The following is a 20,502-nucleotide window of genomic DNA, read 5'->3' on the forward strand; positions in this document are numbered from 1 at the left end:
AAAGTTGCATTGGGGGCCAATTATCATCTGTTGTACTATTAAGGATAAGACTTTGTATACGAGTTCGATTATTCGGTTTGTGAACAGTGATTTTTAATCGCTGTCAAAATTTTCGCTGTGCGAATTTTAGACTATCCGAAGAAATACGAGTCACAATCTCAAAATCGATAACCCCCAACACCAGACCCTCTTTGGTGATGACGTCCACTTTCCATTGGCCGGATTTTACATTGCTTTTATAGGTATACCCACGAAAGCCGCCCGTACGGCCTCCGGTTATATTAAACCCGATGTCTTCAACAACTTCCCATTCTTCTGCGACGGCATTGTACCATTTCCAGCTATGGAGGATGGATTTTTTCAAATCCGTCGGTGCGAATATCGACGAGAAAACATAGACTTTTTCTCCGGGGGTAAAGCTGAATTTTAGCTTGTGGTCCCTCCAAAAAATATAATTATCTTCCTTTTCATAGCTGACCACGTATTTGTATTTTTCTATACTGATATCATGTGCCGCTATTCCTTCATCCAAAGCCAAGGGTACGGGGGGAATAAGTTTAAGGAAATACATCAGATTGATGAATACGTAAATGGACCCAATGATTCCGATCAATTTAGGCATACGGATTTCCATTCGTGTAGAGTGACTTGATGCGTATATCAAGATTATCAAGAGCAACGTACTTCCTAAACTGACAAAACCTGAAAATAGAAAAATGGAGGTGCCCATATCCCTAATAAATACGGGAACCATAAAGGTGAAAAATGTAAAACTGATAAAGAAATACACGCTGAACTGCAGGTATTTGTTGGAGATGCGTTTTTTAAGGAATTCGTTGGCAAAAAGCAAGGCGACCAATATGATAAAAAACGTCGCCGTTTTGGAGAGGGAAACACTTCTCGAAAAGTAGATGACGTAGGCACTGGAAAGTCCCCCGAAGAAAAACTGGATGGCCAGTGGAAAAAATTCCTCGAAACGCTCCAACACCGTGTTGTTCCATCGCCCGTCATCCGCTAAGTTATAGCCGTACAGGGTAAGGGTCAAACATGACATGTGCAGGCACAGCACCACTAAATCGTAGGTTCGGTCGATACGGCCAAGCGTTAAAGTATCAAAAATAAATCCTCCAATAAAACATAGGATAGGGGCGTATTTTTGGTGCTTTCTGAGGAATCTACGGAACTTACTGTTTCTAAACCGTGCAACTATTTTGTTCATGGTGTACCGAAGCAGTTTTTTTATGTTAATGAAGGGCGCCTAAACCTAGTCGGTCCTTACTGTAACGTTTTCGTTCCTGTTTATTGTATACATTCAATACTCTGTTTGGAATTTTGTTTTGAGGATAGGTAATATCCTAGGAATTCCACCAATATGTGTTACTTTGTAAGACAGTAAAAAAAATACACCATGCAAAAACCCGATTGGAAGACCGCCAAGGATTTCGAGGATATTACCTATAAAAAAAGTAACGGTGTGGCCCGTATCGCCTTTAACCGACCGAATGTACGCAACGCCTTTCGGCCAAAGACCACCAGTGAACTCTATCAGGCTTTTTACGATGCGCAGGAAGATACGTCGATCGGCGTCGTTCTGCTTTCCGCGGAAGGCCCATCGACCAAAGACGGCATCTATTCTTTTTGCAGCGGTGGCGACCAGAAGGCTAGGGGAGCGCAGGGCTATGTGGGGGAAGATGGACAGCATCGCCTGAATATTCTTGAAGTACAGCGGCAAATTCGTTTCATGCCGAAAGTGGTAATTGCCGTCGTGCCCGGTTGGGCCGTTGGGGGCGGACATAGTTTGCACGTGGTCTGTGACATGACCTTGGCCAGTAAAGAGCATGCCATCTTCAAACAGACCGATGCCGACGTTACCAGTTTTGACGGGGGATACGGATCTGCCTATCTCGCCAAAATGGTGGGACAGAAAAAGGCCCGTGAAATTTTCTTTTTGGGGAGGAACTACTCCGCGCAGGAAGCCTATGAAATGGGGATGGTCAACGCCGTAATTCCCCATGAAGAACTAGAAGCAACCGCGTACGAATGGGCGCAGGAAGTGTTGGAGAAATCTCCAACTTCGATAAAAATGCTAAAATTCGCCATGAACCTGACGGATGATGGTATGGTAGGGCAGCAAGTGTTTGCCGGGGAAGCGACTCGATTGGCGTATGGAACGGAAGAAGCCAAGGAAGGGCGGAATGCTTTTTTGGAGAAGCGTAAACCTAATTTTGGAAACGACAAGTGGCTACCTTAACCAAAAAGAGCCCCTCCGTTAGGAAAGGGCTCTTTTATCGAGAACACTATATGAAAAATGAAAAATTAACTCCGTTTTAATTACAGTGTAAACATACGGTCATCTTTCGTCGAAAGGAAAAGTTTGTTGCGAAATGGGGAATTGATGTGGTGTAAGGTGTTAAAATTGTTGTGTAGGGCTTTTCTTGCTATTTAAATTGGAATCTATTAATGATGATTGTTACAAACCTAATTTGAAAAGTAAGCTGAAAATTGGGCTTAATCCAGTTTGTGAATTCCTTGCCTTCTTTGTGTTCTTTGCTGTTAAAACAAATCTGCCTAGCAAAACCAAATCAAGCGAATTTAAATACAGAAAGCATTCAGGTTCACACAAAAGGAACGGAGAAAACGAAAGCGCTGAAGAAAATTTACTTCTCCGCGATTAGGTTGGCCCAAAAACGATTAATTCTATTGTATCGATGCGACCACATCCTTTAAAAAGCCATTAATATCAAATTCAGGCTCCTCGGCCAAGCCCGTTCTGACTATTACCAAGTCTTTAGAGGGGATGATAAATACCCGCTGCCCCTGATAGCCGTTGGCGGAATACATGTCCCTCGGCACATCGGGATATTTTCCACCGGAGTTCAGCCAAAAGTGGGCTCCATAGTCCCCGTCGGAATGGGCGGTCGGCAGAGTAATGTAGTCTATCCATTTTTTGTCAAAGAGCTGCTCACCGTTCCAGTTGCCCTTGTTGAGGTACAACAATCCGAATTTGGCCCAGTCGCGGGTGGTGGCCCATCCATAGGAAGAGCCTACGAAATTGCCTTCCATATCGGTTTCGATAAGCATGGAATGCATACCAATTTTATCTATGAGGGCGATGTAAGGAAAATCGATGTATTCATAGTGTGTTTTAAACTGTTTCCTTAAAATTCCAGATAACAGATTGGAGGTGCCGGAGGAATAGTTCCAAACTTTCGTAGGTGTAGCTATGGCTTCGTTTTTGGCCTGTGCCAAAGTCATATCGGAGTCGAGAAACAACATTTTGGTAACGTCGGAAATCGAGGTATAGTCCTCGTCCCAGGCGAGTCCGCTTTGCATGCGCAGTAGGTGGTTCAGGGTGATATTCTGACGACCGTCGTTTTTCCAATCGGGTACAGGGGCAGGTTCGTCGAGATCGATTTTGCCTTGATATTCCAAAATTCCGTACAGGGTTGCTACTATACTTTTCGTCATGCTCCATCCGAGTACCGGGGTATCTTTTTTAAAGCCCTTGATATATTTTTCGGCGACGATCTGATTTTTGTAGGTGACCAAAACCGTTCGGGTTTTTTGACTTTCAGGATTCGAGAAAACGTCTTCAACGGCTTTATCCAGCCGCTGATAATCTACATTGGCGAAGGTAGTGTCCTTGCTTCCATTATTTCCATAGGGAAAAGGCAGCTCGTTTTTTAAGCCCGTGCGATGGGGTTTGGGCGTAATGGTATTTGGATCATACTTGTCGTTGATTAGCGTGCAGCCGAGCCCGTCACGACAAATGGACTTTCGTTCCATCAACCCGAATACCGAGGCCGTGGCCTGTTTTTCGTTGGGATCCTCTTCAACATCTGCCAGTTTTATCAATGGTACGTCGTTGTCGTTCAGGGTGACGGATTCGGGACTTCTATCCGTCAGAAAAACAGTAGAAGCCATGTTCTTCGAGGCATAACCGGAAATGATATTGAGTTTGGGATAGTTAAAATAGGCCACCACTACAAAGATGACCAAGGCGACAAGTAATACTCTTTTAAATAATTTCATGGTTTGCGGTTAGAAGAATTCGTTTCAAAAATAAGTCAATCCATCCTTTAAATGGGAATGTTATATGAAAAGCTTACCGCCATCCGAACGAGGGAGCAAAAAAATACCGATATTGTCGTCAGAAATAATCATCCCCTTTCGATAAATGAACAGAATTCGCCCTCTTTTCCTGCTTTCCACGTTGCTGTTCGTTTCCTGCGCCGAGCAAAAGAAATATATTTGGAAGTCCAAGGTAGTAAAAGTATCCGCCTACAATTCCACTCGCGCCCAAACGGACGGATTGCCGACTTTGGCGGCATGGAGCGATACTTTGGTACCCGGAATGAAGGCTGTTGCGGTATCACGAGACCTTATTGCGCTAGGGCTCGACCATAACACCCAAGTGAAAATCGAAGGCCTAGAGGGTGTATTTTTGGTCAAGGATAAAATGGCCGGCCGAATGCGAAACAAAATAGACATTTATATGGGCAGGGATATTGAAAGAGCAAGGGAGTGGGGGACCAGGAGACTGAAAATCCAATTTCGGATCAGAAGGGATTCCGCAGCAATTATTGACTAACTATGAAGAATTTTTTGATACCCATACTGTTTGTGCTGCTCCATGTTTCCTGCAAACCGCAAGTGGAAATCATCGACAAACCCATAATTTTCGACGAAACCCGCAGGGAACTAACCTTGGAGTATCTCAAAGACCATTACGGATTGGACCAGGATGCCCCGACCATCGACCCAAAAATGATCGTGCTGCACTGGACGGCCATTCCCACCTTTGAAGGCTCGTTCGATGCGTTCAAAAATGTAAAATTACCGAGCTGGCGGCCGGATCTCGAGAATGCAAGTGCCCTTAATGTTTCCTCCCATTTTCTGATCGATCAAGACGGTACGATTTACCGCCTGATGCCTGAAACCACCATGGCCAGGCACGTCATCGGACTCAACCACACCGCCCTCGGGGTAGAGAACGTCGGTGGCACCGAAGGCAAGCCTCTTACCAAAGCACAACTCAAGTCGAACATAGGCTTAGTGGAGTACTTGGCCGCGAAATACAAAATTGATTATTTGATCGGTCATTACGAATACAGGAATTTTGAGAATCATCCGCTGTGGTTGGAAAAGGACGATGGCTACCGGACCAAAAAAACAGATCCGGGAGTAGATTTCATGCAGAAAGTCCGGCAAGCGACCCAAAATCTCAATTTTAAACAGAATCCCTAGAGTATCTATTGCCGTTTGTACTATCTAGATCTTCTACTAAAAGGAAAAACTTTCAAATCAATACCAAATTAAAACCGACCCCCAATGCACTTTAAACTTGTGTTCTTAGCCTTATTTACCATTATCATTGCCAACGCCCAAGAAAACGACATCACCGAATCGCTCTACGAAACCTATGACAAGTATCGTGAGACGTCCCTCGACAAGCGTCGTACCAAATACCATGAACTGCAGCCGCTAATCGATACATTCCGGAAAAATCCGAAATTTACCGTACAGGCCGTGGGCCAATCCATTGAAGGGAGAAAACTTTCGCTGATCAGTATCGGCTCGGGAAAGACCGACGTCTTCCTCTGGTCGCAGATGCACGGTGACGAACCGACGGCCACCCAGGCCATCTTCGATATCCTCAATTTTTTGGACAGTGAAGATTTTAAGGTAGAAAAACAGGCCATCCTAAAAAGCTGTACCCTTCATTTCCTGCCCATGCTGAATCCTGATGGGGCAGAGGTGTTCCAACGAAGAAATAGACTGGGCGTCGATATAAACCGGGATGCACTTCGGCTACAATCCCCAGAAAGCCGTGCGCTCAAACGGGTTCGGGACAGCCTTGATGCGGACTTTGGTTTCAACCTGCACGACCAAAGTACGTATTACAATGCGGAGCGCACGGAAAAACCAGCGACGATATCCTATTTAGCCCCCGCCTATAATTATGAAAAGGAAATCAACGATGTTCGTGCGAATGCCATGAAGGTCATCGTTTTTATGAACGGAATCCTTCAAAAATATGCACCAGGACAAGTAGGTCGGTATAACGATGATTTTGAGCCGCGCGCTTTTGGCGATAACATCCAAAAGTGGGGTACGAGTACTATTTTGATCGAATCCGGCGGATATCAAGAGGATGTGGAAAAACAGGAAATCCGTAAATTGAATTACGTCTCTATTTTATCCGCTATTTATACCATTGCCAATGGAAGCTATAATGACATCCCCTTGGGAGATTATGAGAAAATCCCTGAAAACGACCGGAAACTCTTCGACCTGAAAATCGAGAACGCCACTTATCCGTTACTCGACAACGACTATGTCATCGATATCGGCATGAATCGTTTGGAAGTTGACAAAGAAGACCATACTGATTTTTGGTATAGCAGCCGCATTCTCGATCAAGGCGATCTTTCGACCTATTATGGGTACGAAACCTTTGATGCATCTGGCTATACGATAGTTCCCGGAAAAGTATATCCTGAAACTTTAAAATCAGTGGAAGTCCTGGGAAGGCTAAAAATCGAATCCCTCTTAAAATCCGGACATACCTATATCCGGGTAGAAAATATTCCCAAGGATATGTTGGATTCGCCGTTTCCCATCCATATTATCGGACAAAAGTATGTGGTGCCAGAATTTAACATTGAGGTAGGCATTAACCCGACTTTCCTTCTTGAAAAAAACGGGAAGATCGAATATGCGGTTATCAACGGGTTTCTCGTCAATGTTAACAAGAGTGCGGCGGGCTTCGGAAATGCCATGATTTATAGGTGAAGTCTATAATTTGGGGATACATCTTTTGGAACTCGGCATCTCGACTGTAGTTTATGCTGAGCGCGGTGGAAGTGCTCGATATTACCAATTTACGATTGTCAAGTAGCCTGTTAAATCTTCCACAAAACCCTTGTTTTGCATATTTCTACGGCTAACTTAGCGTTATAGAAATAGTTTTCTTTATCCAAAAGGAATCCGTAATTTTGCAAAATGTTTTTTAAAATTAAGAGAATAGTCCCCCTATTGTTTTTGGCCGGTGCGCTGCATTCGTGCAGTGAGTACCAAAAAGTACTGAAAAACGAGGATGTTAAGGCCAAATACGATTTGGCCCAGAAGTTTTACGATAAGGGCGATATGAAACGTGCCAACCGCCTGTTTGAGCAAATTGCCCCGAAATATGTTGGGAAGCCTCAGGGTGAACGGGTCATGTTCTTCTTCGCGGATAGCTATTTTCAACGCGGGGATTTTAATATGGCGGGCTATCAGTTCGAACGTTTTGTCAAGTCGTATCCGAAAAGTGAAAAGGTGGCTGAAGCCTCCTTTTACGGTGCTAAAAGCTATTTCGAACTATCACCTCGGTACTCGCTCGATCAGACCGATACCGATAAGGCCTTGATTAAACTACAGAGTTTTATCAATATGTATCCCGATTCGGAATATTTTGCCGAGGCGAACGAGATGGCCAAAGATTTATCTACCAAGAAAGAGCAAAAAGCCTATGAGATCGGCAAACAATACAATAAGTTGGGGGAATTTGATTTTACGTTCCTAAATCCTGCCATCAGTGCTTTCGATAATTTTATTTCTGATTTTCCGGGATCGATCTACCGAGAGGATGCCATGTACTACCGTTTCGAATCGGCCACGCAGTTCGCGATGAATAGTTTTGAACGGCTAAAACCGGAAAGAGTAAAAGAGGCCCAAGCGGACTATGATGCCCTGAAAAAACAGTTTCCTGAAACCAAGTACGCCGTAAGGGCGGATAAATTGTTGGAAAAACTTACTTCAGATCAGCAAGAGATTGCACAAGAAAAAGAAGCCAAATAAATTGATATTAAATTATGGATATGAACGACTTGAAAAATTCAAAAGCTGCAGTTAGCACGAAAACGATCAATAAGAACGATTTCGACAAAAAAACGGATAATATATATGAAGCCATTTCCATTACGGCCAAGCGAGCCGTTCAAATCAATTCCGAAATCAAAAAGGAGTTGTTGGAGAAATTGGAAGAGTTCGCTACCTACAGCGATAGCCTAGAAGAGGTCTTCGAGAACAAAGAGCAGATCGAAGTTTCCAAATTCTACGAGAAACTTCCGAAACCCCATGCCTTGGCCGTCGAAGAGTGGTTAAACGATAAGATATATTTCAGGAATACGGAGAAGGAGGAGTAGTTTCTAGTGAGCAGCCCTGAATCCACGTTCAAATCTAATTTTGGCATATGCTAGATGGCAAGAACATCCTTTTAGGCATTACCGGAGGAATTGCCGCTTATAAAACCACGTTTTTAGTCCGTTTGTTGATAAAAGCCGGCGCCCACGTCAAAGTTATTTTGACGGAGCGTGCCGGCGATTTTGTTTCTCCCCTTACTTTAGCGACCCTTTCTAAAAATCCCGTTTTATCCTCTTTCATAAGTGAAGAGTCTGGAAGTACGGATTGGAACAATCATGTAGCACTGGGTCTTTGGGCCGATTTGATGTTGATTGCGCCAGCTACCGCCAATACCTTGTCAAAAATGGCGAACGGCACGTGCGATAATTTGTTATTGGCTACCTATCTTTCCGCAAAATGTCCTGTTTTCTTTGCGCCCGCAATGGATTTGGATATGTACAGGCATCCCTCTTCAAAAATGGCTTTCGAAAAATTAAAATCTTACGGCAATGTGATGATTCCCGCAACCTCGGGCGAATTGGCCAGCGGATTGCACGGTGAGGGCAGAATGGCGGAGCCCGAGGATATCGTCCGTTTTATACAGGAGTTTGTATCGCAAGGATTGCCCTTGTCCGGTAAAAAAGTACTGATAACGGCGGGACCCACTTATGAAGCAATCGACCCTGTCCGGTTTATCGGAAACCACGCTTCAGGACAGATGGGCTTTGAACTTGCGGCAGTTGCAGCAAATTTAGGAGCTAAAGTGGTATTGATTTCAGGACCATCCCATCAGACCGCCACCCATGAATCTATCCGTTTGGAAAAAGTGATTTCCGCCGATGATATGTACCATGCCGCGCATAAAAATTATCCAGATGCCGACATTGTTATTTGTGCCGCCGCAGTCGCCGATTATCGTCCGAAATCCGTATCCGAACAGAAAATTAAAAAGAACAAAGCCGAGCTTTCCATTGCGCTGGTCAAAACGAAGGACATCCTGTTATCGCTCGGAAAAGCAAAGAAAAAGCAATATCTGGTGGGCTTTGCTTTGGAAACCGAAAATGAACTCGATAATGCCAAGGCCAAACTGAAAAAGAAGCATTTGGATGCTATCGTGCTCAACTCCCTGAACGATACCGGGGCCGGATTCGGAACACCCACTAACAAAATTACCTTTTTAGATACCAATTCCGCAATAATACCGTTTGAACTAAAGAGCAAGGCCGAGGTAGCCCAAGATATTTTCTCCGAGATCATTAAACGAATCGATGCGTAAAATCCTTATTTTGTTGGTAGTTTCATGCTTGGGACTGTCGTTACAGGCGCAAGAGCTGAATTGTACGGTTACCGTAAATTCCGATCAGGTATCGCAGACCAACCAGCAGATATTCAAGACTTTGGAACGTTCGTTGAACGATTTTGTGAATAAAAACAAATGGACGAACCGCACCTATCAAGAAAACGAACGGGTCAATTGTCAGATGTTCATTACCATTACCAAGTACGAATCCAATCGTTTTGAAGGCAATATCCAAATCCAATCCTCCCGTCCCGTTTACAATACCTCGTACGATAGTCCGGTGTTTAATTATAAGGACAATGACTTCAATTTTGAATATATCGAATTTCAACCGCTAGTGTTCAACAAGAACGTTTTTGAATCGAACCTAATAGGCGTTGTATCCTATTACGTATACGTTATTCTGGGTTTGGATGCCGATACTTTTGCCTTGGAAGGGGGTACCGATTCGTTCCGAACGGCCCAACAAATAACCACACAGGCGCAGGGAAGCAATTTCTCGGGGTGGGATCAGAATAGTGATCGCAGCCGTTTCGAATTGATAGATAATCTGTTGTCGAACACGTATCGCGAATACCGTATCGCCATGTACAATTACCACCGAAAGGGTCTTGATATTTTAGGCGATAACAATAGTACAGGCAAACAGGTTATCGCCGGTACGATGAAACTCTTCGAGACGATGATCAAACGCCGTCCCAACGCGTTTTTGATACAGACCTTTTTTGACGCCAAGGCCGAAGAGATCCAAAATGTTTTCTCCGATGGCCCCAAAGTGGATATTGTCGAATTGAAGGAAACCCTAAATGCCGTCGCTCCCACCTATTCCAGTACTTGGAAGGATATTAAGTATTAAATTAGGCCTTCGCTTTTACTCCGATTGCCATTTTACTGAATTATCGATTATCTTTACCGCACTAAAACTTTACAGTAGCCAGTGCTCGCAAACCTTTCCATAAAAAACTACGCCCTTATCGATGAACTGAACGTTTCGTTCACGGACGGATTTACCGCTATCACAGGAGAAACCGGAGCGGGTAAGTCTATTTTACTGGGAGGCCTTTCGTTGGTCCTGGGAAAGCGGGCGGATCTTTCTTCTTTACGGGATAAGGATACAAAATGTATCATCGAGGCGGAGTTCAGAATTGATAAATATGGATTAAAGTCCTTTTTTGAGGATAACGATCTCGATTACGAGGAGCGTACGATCGTGCGAAGGGAAATACAGCCCAGCGGGAAGTCCCGTGCCTTTATCAACGATTCCCCGGTCACCTTGGATATCCTTACCGAACTGGGGGATAGCCTTATCGATGTGCACTCCCAGCACCAGACCTTGCGTTTGGCGGACAACGATTTTCAACTGAAAGTTATCGACGCCTTGGCGGATAACGGGAAACTGCTAGCCACCTATTTGGATAACCTGGAGGGATACCGCAAAACTTCTAAGGAACTTGAAGCGCTTATCGATTTTCAAAGGGAGGCCATAAAAGAACACGATTACAATAGCTTTTTGTTGGAAGAATTGGAAGCCGCTCCATTAAAAATGGGTATCCAAGAGGAGCTGGAAGAGCGCTACGAACAACTGAACAACGTTTCAACTATCTTGGAACTACTGTCCAAGGGATATCAACTGTTGAACGATGATCAGGTAGGCGTGGTCAATTCGCTCACTGAATTAAAACAAGTTTCCAACCGTTTGTCCGGTTTTGGAAGTCAATATACGGACCTGAACAAGCGGATACAGTCCGTATTCATCGAGATCGATGACATAGCCGAAGAGTTACAGCGATTTCAGGAGCGTGCCGAAGCCGATCCACAGTCGTTGGAAGAGACCAACACCAAACTACAGCAGCTTTACGATTTACAAAAAAAGCACGGGGCAGGGGATGTTTCAGAATTACTGGAAATCAAGGAAGCCCTATCCGAGAAGGTTAGTTTTACCGAAAATTTGGAATCCGATATCCAGAAAAAACAAGAATTGCAATCCGTTCAGCAAAAAGAACTGGATACCTTGGCGGAGTCATTATCCGCCCAGCGTAAAAAAGTGCTTCCCAGTCTTAAAAAACAATTGCAGGATAGTTTATCGTCCTTGGGCATGCCGAGTGCGACGTTCAAAATTGAAATATATCCTTCCAAAGAGTTCAAGAATAACGGAAAAGATGCGTTGATGTTTTTATTCTCCGCAAACAAGGGTACGGATTATGGTGAGCTTAAAAAAGTAGCCTCCGGAGGGGAACTTTCCCGAATCATGCTGACGATAAAGTCCATTCTAGCCAAATACGAGCACCTGCCCACCATGATGTTCGATGAGATCGATACCGGTGTTTCGGGCGAAATCTCCAATAAAATGGGCGACATCATGAACGCTATGAGCGAGACCATGCAGGTATTTTCCATCACCCATCTGCCGCAAGTAGCCTCAAAAGGCGATCATCATTTTAAGGTCTTTAAAATCGAGGAAGGCGGAACGACCCATACCAAAATGAAAAAGCTTGATCCCGACGAAAGGGTAAGGGAGCTCGCTGGCATGTTGGGCGGTAAAGATCTGACCGATTCGGCCATGGCGCATGCTAGGGAGTTGTTAAATTTTTAGATATCTTTGAAATTATTGTAATAAATTAACTTGAGAACATGGCATACAACTTATTGAAAGGAAAAAAAGGAATCATTTTTGGAGCTTTGGACGAGAATTCCATCGCCTGGAAGACCGCCGAAAGAATACACGAAGAAGGCGGTACTTTTGTGCTGACCAATGCACCCATCGCCCTGCGGATGGGCCAAATCGATGAACTGGCCAAAAAGACCGACTCTGAAGTCATACCTGCCGACGCCACCAGCGAAGAGGATTTGGAGAATTTAGTAGCCAAATCGACAGAAATTTTAGGGGGTAAACTTGATTTTGTACTACACGCGATAGGCATGTCCGTCAACGTACGTAAAGGCCGCGCCTATACGGATGAAAAATATGATTTCACTACCAAAGGCTGGGATATTTCCGCACTTTCCTTCCATAAGGTTTTACAAACGCTGCATAAGGCCGACGCCATGAACGAATGGGGCAGTATCGTTGCCCTGACTTACATGGCGGCGCAAAGGGTTTTCCCCGATTATAACGATATGGCGGATAATAAAGCGTATCTGGAATCGGTAGCCCGAAGCTTTGGCTATTTCTTCGGTAAGGACAAGAAAGTAAGGGTGAATACCATTTCGCAATCCCCCACGGCGACCACGGCAGGGCAGGGAGTTAAAGGCTTCGATGGCTTTATCAATTACGCTGAAAAGATGTCGCCATTAGGTAATGCCACGGCCCTAGAATGTGCGGATTATACCGTAACCTTATTTTCCGATCTCACTAAAAAAGTTACGATGCAAAACCTTTTTCACGACGGTGGATTTTCCAACACCGGTGTCAGCCAAGAAGTGATGGAGCAGTTTGCGAAGTGATTGCTGAATGAAAATAGCCTTCTCCTTCATAATCCCAGTGTATAACCGGCCCGAAGAGATAGGGGAGCTATTGGAAAGTCTGGCCCTACAGACCTATTCCGATGCCTTTGAAATCGTTATTGTCGAGGACGGTTCTACCATACCCTGCGAGCAGGTCATTGTGGATTTTTTGCATAGGCATGTGGAAGGAAAAGACATGCTTTCCGTCACCTACCTCAAAAAGCCCAATTCCGGTCCTGGTAGCTCTAGAAATTATGGGATGGTGCGCGCCAAAGGCGATTATTTTATTATTTTGGATTCCGATTGTATTTTACCGCCCCAGTATCTCGCTACCGTAGAAAAATCGCTTCTAAACCACTATGTTCATTGCTATGGTGGTCCAGATGCGGCGCACGGGTCTTTCAGTTTGGTTCAAAAGGGGATTAATTATGCCATGACGGCCATATTGACCACGGGCGGCATTCGCGGTAACCGAAAAGTATCGGATAAGCTTTCAGGCGATAAAAGTACAACTTTTGGACAAAAAGGAGGGTTTCAACCGCGTAGCTTTAACATGGGCATTTCCAAATTGGCATTCGAGGCAACGGGCGGTTTTGGAAATATCCATCCGGGGGAAGATCCGGACCTAAGCTTTAGAATTTGGGAGAAGGGTTTTACCACGAAGTTGATACCCGAAGCTTTCGTTTATCATAAAAGACGCATCGACTGGCATAAATTCTTCGTTCAAGTAAAAAAATTCGGTATGGTCCGTCCAATTTTGAACCGTCGTTATCCGAAAATGGCAAAGATGACGTATTGGTTTCCTACCCTGTTTTGCCTGGGATTTTTAACGGCAGTCCTATTTTGGAATCTTGGAATAATACTTCCTATGGGGTTGTATGCCTTCTATTTTGGACTTATTTTTTTGGATTCCCTATTAAAAAACAAAAGCTTGGCCATAGCAATTCTATCTTTGGTAGCTGTATGCATTCAATTTGTGGGATATGGTTACGGTTTCCTTAAGTCCACCATCTTCCTTAACTTTAGCGGCAAGAAGCCTGAGACGCTATTTCCGTATTTATTTTTTAAGGATGCGGATAGGGTAGATTGAACTCGTCTTGAGACAGGTTCATTAATTCAAATCGATGATAAAAAGCATAAAACGAGCCCTGAAAAAACGAAAAGCAAAGGTATTCTTTGCATTTTTGGGATGTTCTGCCGCTATTTGGTTTATCAATGCCCTATCACAAACCTATGTCAGTACCGCAGCCTTTGATTTGGAATACGTGAACTTCCCCGAGGGATATTTGTTCAAAGGTGCCTCCAAAAAAGAAATGGATGTAAAGATCAGGGCCGGAGGATTCCAGTTTCTCGGATTTAATTTCAAAAATAAAAAAGTGAGTATTGACGTATCCGAAGCGGAGAAAAGCGATTCCAAATTCTATGTTCCCGAAAATGACTACCGCACTCAAATAGAAAAACAGATGACCGGTTCGATGGCCCTTTTAGAAATCGACAATGACACCCTCTTTCTTAATATGCTTCCGGTAATCACTAAAAAGTTGCCCGTTAGACCCCGGGTGAAAATTAACCTGGCGCAGAACTATCTGTTAGACGGAGAAATTCTGATGACTCCCGATTCGATTTCGGTGATCGGTCCAGAAGATGAAATAGATAGCATCACCCAAATACGAACAGAAAAATTAACGTTGCCCGATCTTACCTCCGATTTTGTGGAAGAGCTGAACTTGTTTAAATCCCCAACACTAAAGAATACGTCCTATTCAGAAAGTACTGTCATATTGAGCGGTAAGATTGCCCGTTTTTCGGAAAAGATTTTTGAAGTGCCCGTTATGGTCATTAATCTTCCCGACGACCTAGACGTCAAGACGTTTCCCGATAAGGTATCCGTTATATGCAAAGCGAAAATGAACTATTTAAAGGAATTACAACAAACGGACTTTGAAGTGGTCGCGGATTATAAGGGTAAAAAAAAGGAAGCATCCAAAGCATTACCGCTCGTGCTGCTCAAAAAACCTGAAGGGCTCCATAGCGTAAAGCTTAAGGAGACCGAAGTCGAATATATTGTCAAAAAGATATGAAATATGTAGGCTTGACCGGGGGAATAGGCAGTGGTAAAACTACCGTTGCCAAGATGTTTACCCAGCTCGGCGTTCCGGTATATAACTCGGATGATGAGGCCAAACAACTCATGGAAAACTCCACATCCTTAAAAAAAGCGCTAAAAACCCTCCTTGGCGAAGCCGCCTACAAAAATGAAAGGTTAAACAAAACCTTCATCTCAGATCAGGTTTTTAATGACACATCCCTTTTAGGGCAGCTGAATTCCATCGTGCATCCGGCGGTAAGAACGCATTTTTTAGAATGGTCGAAACAACAAAAAACGGCCTATGTAATTCAAGAGGCCGCAATTATTTTTGAAATAGGCTCACAAAATTTTTACGATAGAATCATATTGGTGACGGCACCCGAAAATCTCCGAATACAACGTATTATGGATAGGGATCCGAAAAGCTCCCCTACGACTATAAAGGCCCGAATGCAAAACCAATGGAAGGATACCCGAAAAATCGCTTCCTCCGACTATATAATCGAAAACCTTGACCTGAAAACGACGGAGCGCCAAGTTTTGAAAATACACCGCGCCCTCCTTGAGAATAGCTAAAATTCCAAATTTTAACATTTCTGTTAAGGTTTGGTTAAACACTTCGATTGCTACTGTTAAATCTTTAATTTTACGAAAATAGGATTAACACAACACTAGTACATGAACAAAAGGTTATTTGTACTGTTGGTGGTGTTGATGAGCCTCTCCCTGATAGGAATAATCTTGGTGCAAGTTTTCTGGATCAAGCAATCGGTAGAGGATAAAGAGGAGCAATTCACCACTACGGTATCCGAAGTATTGCACAATGTTTCGGAAAAAATAGAGGAGCGGGAACGAAAGGATTATTTCGAACGCTATATTAATATAAAAGATAGTGTAGGCGAACCCAGGAGTTCGCATCTCAAGGATATATTTTTCATTGACCGAGACGTCAACTCCAACGAAATCCGTTTTTATTCCCACGGTATACTTGAAGAGGATTACAATATAGCATCAACGTTCTTTGACAATGGCAATGCCAGTGATACGACTACCATTAAGGGGTACACCAGTAAGCGCACCGAAACGATTTACAAAGAAGATTTCGGTTTAGACGGTAAGGGATATCGATTGACCGCGAAACAAAAGCTGGAAAAAATTGGTGGACTTTCTTCTATGGAAAAAGCGGCCTTTGAAGATGTTTTCAGAGAATTTGCCAAGAAAGTCCCGATTCACAAAAGAGTGAGCAAACAAGAAATTGAACTGCTTTTGGATCGTGAGCTGCGGAATCGCAATCTGAACCTTGACTTTGAATACGGCGTATATAGTAGGGGAATGCCGACGAAGGTAAAATCCCCAAAGTTTAAATTTGCAGAGAACACGCTATATAAGACCCCTATTTTTAAGGACAGTGAGGGAAACAGTAGTTTTTCGCTTTTGATTTCATTTCCGAAGAAGAAACGGTTTTTGATGGGTTCTATCTTGTGGCTGGCCATTTTGTCTTTATTGTTTACTCTTGTGATCGTAGCTTCCTATACAGGTGCTATTTATCAGCTGATTCGACAGAAACAGATAGCGGAAATAAAATCCGATTTTATAAACAATATGACCCATGAGTTCAAAACGCCTATAGCCACCATAAACTTGGCGGTGGAAGCCATACGGAATCCGAAAGTTATCGGTGACCACGAGAAGGTGCTGCGTTATCTTACCATGATACGGGACGAGAACAAGCGGATGCACGCACAGGTCGAGAACGTATTGCGCATATCGAAATTGGAAAAAAACCAGTTGGATATTAGTAAGGATAGGGTAGACGCACACGACATAATTCATGATGCCATAGCGCACGTCGAGCTTATTGTAGCAGATCGAGGTGGTTATATTGAAACCCATCTCGACGCAGAACGCAGTGAGGTAGTAGCCAATGAGATGCACTTTACCAATGTCATTGTCAATATTATGGACAATGCCATAAAATACTCCCCCGAAGCACCGCGTATCGATATTTTTACGGAAGTGGCCAAAAACCACATCATCATAAAAATACAAGACCATGGTGCCGGGATGAGCAAGGCGGTAGTTAAAAAAGTTTTTGAAAAATTCTACCGCGAGCATACGGGAGATATACATAACGTAAAAGGACACGGTCTTGGTCTCGCTTATGTTAAAAAAATTATAGATGATCATCAAGGCGAAGTCTATGCGGAGAGTGAAAAAGGAAAAGGAAGCACTTTCTACATAAAATTGCCTTTAATCTGAAGTCCCAGTGACTTCGCTAACTCAATACTATGGAAACAGTAAACAAGAAAATACTTTTGGTAGAAGACGATCCCAATTTCGGGATAGTACTCAAAGATTATCTGTCAATGAACGATTTTGACGTTACCTTGGCAAAAAACGGAATGGAGGGGTTTGAAAAATTTAAAAAGGATAATTATGACATCTGTATTTTAGATGTCATGATGCCCTATAAAGACGGCTTTACCTTGGCCAAGGAAATCCGCGAGAAAAACGAACATGTACCTATCGTTTTTCTTACCGCCAAGACCATGAAGGAAGACGTTCTCAAAGGCTATAAGGCCGGTGCCGACGATTACTTGAACAAGCCTTTCGATTCTGAAGTACTCTTGATGAAAATTAGGGCGATACTTCAAAGAAAATCGTCGAACTCATTGTCCGAAAGTAAGAAGTTTGAGTTTGAATTAGGTAACTTTCATTTGAATTCCAAATTACGTTTCCTAAAGTATAAAGACCAAGAAGCGATAAAACTATCACCCAAAGAAAATGAACTTTTGCGCTTGTTGGCCCTTCACGAAAACGATTTGATGCCAAGGGAACTCGCACTTACCAAAATTTGGCGTGACGACAATTATTTTACTTCAAGGAGTATGGATGTCTATATCGCTAAGTTGCGAAAATATTTGAAAATTGACGATGACGTTGAAATCCTGAACATCCATGGCGAAGGCTTTCGTTTGGTGGTGAAGGAAGAGCAGAAATAGAATTTCCCCCATACTTTAAGGGATACAATTATAAAAAAATAGACCGATTCTATCTAGAACCGGTCTATTTAAGTTGGTATTGTAAATTTTACAATTTAAAAAGAAAATAGGAAATCTAAGGCAGGGGTCAGCCGCGATGGTTTTGATTCAATTGCTTCATAATATCGGCAACTATTTCCGGGGGTGTGGCCGCGATGGAAACCGAAACCGCATGAACCGGAATTTCTAAAGCTTCAAATTGTGAACGTAAAAGCTCTGGTGGCATAAAATGACCCTTGCGATCGGCCAATCGTTTCGAAATCAGTTCAAAGGAGCCTTCAAGATACACAAATTGTATTCGATCTAAGCCTTTCCGAAGTAACTTTCGATACTTGCTTTTTAATGCGGAGCATGCAATGACCGCCCCTTTATCTGAATGTTCTTTGGCCAGTTCATTCAGCCGTTCAAGCCAGCCTTTGCGATCATCGTCGTTCAATGGATGTCCGTGGGCCATTTTTTCAACATTAGCTTCAGGATGATAACCGTCGCCGTCAAAAAAGGAAATTCCGAGTTTTTCTGCCAGAAGTTTTCCGATGGTAGTCTTTCCGGAACCGGAAACTCCCATGACGAAAAATATGTGGTCGTTTTTGTCCATCTTTAAAAGTGTATAGGTATTGGTTAAAAGTAATACTCCGGCTATCGTTGACCTCGGCGGCTATTAGCCCAACTCAATCCAACAAACCAAGGAACCCGAACCGTTAAACTGTATCTCGCATTTTATTTTCTACTTCAGAAATCAGGGCATTTCTCTCAATGTCGTTAGATACCCATAGGGTATCGTCGTTTTTTCGGAACCAGGTCATTTGGCGCTTGGCGAATCGGCGGGTATTCTTTTTTATTTCCGATATCGCAAAATCCAAAGTCCAGTTACCCTCCAAATAATGAAAAAGCTCTTTGTAACCGACTGTTTGAAGGGCATTTAGGTTTGAGTGCTCTTTTAGCTTTTCGACTTCCGATATCAGACCTCGGACGATCATGTCATCTACTCTTGAGTTGATGCGGTCATAGACGAGTTGCCTATCTGCCTTTAAACCTATGCTTATCGTTCTGAAAGGCCGCGATTTTTTCGCCTTTTCCAGAAAGGAGGAGTAGGGTTTTCCCGTGCCAAAACAAATCTCAAGGGCACGTATCAGACGATGGGGATTTTCTTTGTCCACTTTTTCATAGTAGCCGGGATCCTCCTCTTTTAATTGCTCCTGAAGTTTTTCGATGCCGTTTTGCTCATATACCTTATTCAATTGTTTTCTGATATCCGGATCGATTTTGGGAAATTTGTCCATTCCCTTCGTTACGGCATCGTTATATAAACCACTGCCGCCGACCATTACTACGATATCCTTTTTCGTAAAAAGTTTTTCCAGTAGTTGAAGCGCTTCCCTTTCAAAATCTCCGACCGAATACGCATCCAAAATACTCTTTTGCTGAATGAAATGATGCTTTGCGGCGGCCAGTTCTTCTGCTGATGGTACGGCGGTACCGATGCACATTTCCTTATAAAACTGTCTGGAATCCGACGAAATAATTTCCGTATCAAAATGCTTGGCGAGGAAAATTGCCACTGTGGTCTTTCCGATAGCGGTGGGGCCTACGATGGATAGCAAGGTCTTATTCATTATAGCTCACTTCCACAATTATAACAATATTTAGCATCGTCTCTATGGCCTTCTTTTGCACAAGTGGTACAGGCTTGAGTGTTTACGTGTACAAACTGATCGTCGTCCGCATCTTTATTACTTTTGACCTGTTTGCCCATTTCTGCAGTAACGATACCCGTCGGAACGGCAATGATGCCATAACCTAATAACATAATCATCGTGGCAATTAGCTGGCCTTGTGGGGTAATTGGTGCGATATCACCATAACCTACGGTAGTCAGCGTAACGATAGTCCAATAAATACTGGTGGGAATACTCGTAAAGCCAGCCTGTTCACCTTCGATGTAGTACATCAAGGTACCCATTATTACCGCTATGATGAACACGGCAAACAAAAAGACAGTGATTTTCGCCCTACTGTCTTTCAGGGCTTTGCGCAATTGAGAAGCTTCACCTAAAAACCGTACCAGTTTTAAAATTCTAAAAATCCTTAATAGTCTTAAGGCCCTTACCGCCAAAAACACCTGTGAACCCACTAAAATATACGAAAGATAAAGCGGTATGGTGGAAAGAAAATCGATGATTCCGTAAAAACTAAAAATATATTTCCACGGTTTTTTAATGGTGACGATACGGGCAATATATTCAATGGTAAACAAAATCGTGATGATCCACTCAAATACGAAGAGACTTCGATGATAGGTGGCATCGATCCATTTGACACTTTCCAGCATAACCAGCAGAACACTGATAATTATGAGTATGAACAAAAGAATGTCAAACCATTTACCCATAGGGGTATCGGCCTCATAAATAACTTCGTGGACTTTGTGTCTCCAGCCCTTTTCCGGTTTGGTTCTTGGCAAA

Annotated in this window: 20 protein-coding genes; 15 read left to right on the forward strand and 5 right to left on the reverse strand. The window is 43.3% G+C overall.

Annotated elements, in window-relative coordinates; translation table 11 throughout:
* Positions 1-103: 103 nt before the first annotated feature.
* A complete protein-coding gene (locus BLT07_RS07980; protein WP_091867549.1) occupies positions 104-1,219 on the reverse strand; it encodes a DUF2914 domain-containing protein in 1,116 nt (371 codons plus the stop codon).
* A 189-nt stretch (positions 1,220-1,408) separates the two neighbouring features.
* Here BLT07_RS07980 and BLT07_RS07985 point away from each other — a divergent pair, with 189 nt between their 5' ends.
* Positions 1,409-2,251 (forward strand): 1,4-dihydroxy-2-naphthoyl-CoA synthase, encoded by an 843-nt coding sequence (locus BLT07_RS07985; protein ID WP_091867551.1) that lies wholly within the window; start codon positions 1,409-1,411, stop codon positions 2,249-2,251.
* 446 nt (positions 2,252-2,697) lie between these two features.
* Here BLT07_RS07985 and BLT07_RS07995 read toward each other — a convergent pair whose 3' ends face one another.
* Positions 2,698-4,032 (reverse strand): serine hydrolase domain-containing protein, encoded by a 1,335-nt coding sequence (locus tag BLT07_RS07995; RefSeq protein WP_091867555.1) that lies wholly within the window; start codon positions 4,030-4,032, stop codon positions 2,698-2,700.
* 145 nt (positions 4,033-4,177) lie between these two features.
* Here BLT07_RS07995 and BLT07_RS08000 point away from each other — a divergent pair, with 145 nt between their 5' ends.
* From BLT07_RS08000 to BLT07_RS08065, 14 genes are all read left to right on the forward strand, one after another.
* Positions 4,178-4,591: a 3D domain-containing protein gene (locus BLT07_RS08000; RefSeq protein ID WP_245726476.1), complete on the forward strand. Its 414-nt coding sequence runs from the start codon at positions 4,178-4,180 to the stop codon at positions 4,589-4,591.
* A gap of 2 nt (positions 4,592-4,593) precedes the next feature.
* On the forward strand, positions 4,594-5,247 hold the full coding sequence (locus tag BLT07_RS08005) for a peptidoglycan recognition protein family protein (RefSeq protein ID WP_091867557.1): 654 nt from the start codon (positions 4,594-4,596) through the stop codon (positions 5,245-5,247).
* 84 nt (positions 5,248-5,331) lie between these two features.
* On the forward strand, positions 5,332-6,795 hold the full coding sequence (locus BLT07_RS08010) for a M14 family metallopeptidase (protein ID WP_091867559.1): 1,464 nt from the start codon (positions 5,332-5,334) through the stop codon (positions 6,793-6,795).
* A 210-nt stretch (positions 6,796-7,005) separates the two neighbouring features.
* Entirely contained in the window at positions 7,006-7,842 is an 837-nt protein-coding gene (locus tag BLT07_RS08015) for an outer membrane protein assembly factor BamD (protein ID WP_091867561.1), read from the forward strand.
* Between the two features lie 14 nt (positions 7,843-7,856).
* A complete protein-coding gene (locus BLT07_RS08020; protein WP_175455285.1) occupies positions 7,857-8,189 on the forward strand; it encodes a DNA-directed RNA polymerase subunit omega in 333 nt (110 codons plus the stop codon).
* A gap of 47 nt (positions 8,190-8,236) precedes the next feature.
* Positions 8,237-9,442 (forward strand): bifunctional phosphopantothenoylcysteine decarboxylase/phosphopantothenate--cysteine ligase CoaBC, encoded by a 1,206-nt coding sequence (coaBC, locus tag BLT07_RS08025; protein WP_091867563.1) that lies wholly within the window; start codon positions 8,237-8,239, stop codon positions 9,440-9,442.
* A complete protein-coding gene (gene porD, locus BLT07_RS08030; protein ID WP_091867565.1) occupies positions 9,435-10,322 on the forward strand; it encodes a type IX secretion system protein PorD in 888 nt (295 codons plus the stop codon). The genes coaBC and porD overlap by 8 nt, the downstream gene beginning before the upstream one ends.
* 81 nt (positions 10,323-10,403) lie before the next feature.
* Entirely contained in the window at positions 10,404-12,059 is a 1,656-nt protein-coding gene (recN, locus tag BLT07_RS08035; RefSeq protein WP_091867567.1) for a DNA repair protein RecN, read from the forward strand.
* Positions 12,060-12,097: 38 nt separating this feature from the next.
* Entirely contained in the window at positions 12,098-12,910 is an 813-nt protein-coding gene (locus BLT07_RS08040) for an enoyl-ACP reductase FabI (RefSeq protein ID WP_091867568.1), read from the forward strand.
* Positions 12,911-12,917: 7 nt separating this feature from the next.
* Complete coding sequence (locus tag BLT07_RS08045) at positions 12,918-14,000, forward strand: glycosyltransferase family 2 protein (protein WP_091867570.1); 1,083 nt, start codon at positions 12,918-12,920, stop codon at positions 13,998-14,000.
* Between the two features lie 34 nt (positions 14,001-14,034).
* Positions 14,035-14,991, forward strand: a complete 957-nt coding sequence (locus tag BLT07_RS08050) for a CdaR family protein (RefSeq protein ID WP_091867572.1) — start codon at positions 14,035-14,037, stop codon at positions 14,989-14,991.
* Positions 14,988-15,575, forward strand: coding sequence for a dephospho-CoA kinase (gene coaE, locus BLT07_RS08055; protein WP_091867574.1), 588 nt, complete (start codon positions 14,988-14,990; stop codon positions 15,573-15,575). The genes BLT07_RS08050 and coaE overlap by 4 nt, the downstream gene beginning before the upstream one ends.
* Positions 15,576-15,677: 102 nt before the next feature.
* The gene (locus tag BLT07_RS08060; RefSeq protein WP_091867576.1) at positions 15,678-17,258 is read left to right on the forward strand and encodes a sensor histidine kinase; all 1,581 of its coding nucleotides are present in this window, start codon (positions 15,678-15,680) and stop codon (positions 17,256-17,258) included.
* 29 nt (positions 17,259-17,287) lie between these two features.
* Positions 17,288-18,001, forward strand: coding sequence for a response regulator transcription factor (locus BLT07_RS08065; RefSeq protein ID WP_091867577.1), 714 nt, complete (start codon positions 17,288-17,290; stop codon positions 17,999-18,001).
* 127 nt (positions 18,002-18,128) lie between these two features.
* On the opposite strand, the gene BLT07_RS08070 is transcribed toward BLT07_RS08065, so the two are convergent.
* From BLT07_RS08070 to BLT07_RS08080, 3 genes are all read right to left on the reverse strand, one after another.
* Positions 18,129-18,635: a gluconokinase gene (locus BLT07_RS08070; RefSeq protein WP_091867579.1), complete on the reverse strand. Its 507-nt coding sequence runs from the start codon at positions 18,633-18,635 to the stop codon at positions 18,129-18,131.
* A gap of 103 nt (positions 18,636-18,738) precedes the next feature.
* Positions 18,739-19,653 (reverse strand): tRNA (adenosine(37)-N6)-dimethylallyltransferase MiaA, encoded by a 915-nt coding sequence (gene miaA / locus BLT07_RS08075; RefSeq protein WP_091867581.1) that lies wholly within the window; start codon positions 19,651-19,653, stop codon positions 18,739-18,741.
* The gene (locus tag BLT07_RS08080) at positions 19,653-20,501 is read right to left on the reverse strand and encodes an ion transporter (RefSeq protein WP_245726477.1); all 849 of its coding nucleotides are present in this window, start codon (positions 20,499-20,501) and stop codon (positions 19,653-19,655) included. Before BLT07_RS08080 ends, miaA begins: the two co-directional genes overlap by 1 nt.
* Position 20,502: the final 1 nt, after the last annotated feature.

Source organism: Pricia antarctica (assembly GCF_900101815.1).
Taxonomy (GTDB): Bacteria; Bacteroidota; Bacteroidia; order Flavobacteriales; family Flavobacteriaceae; genus Pricia; species Pricia antarctica.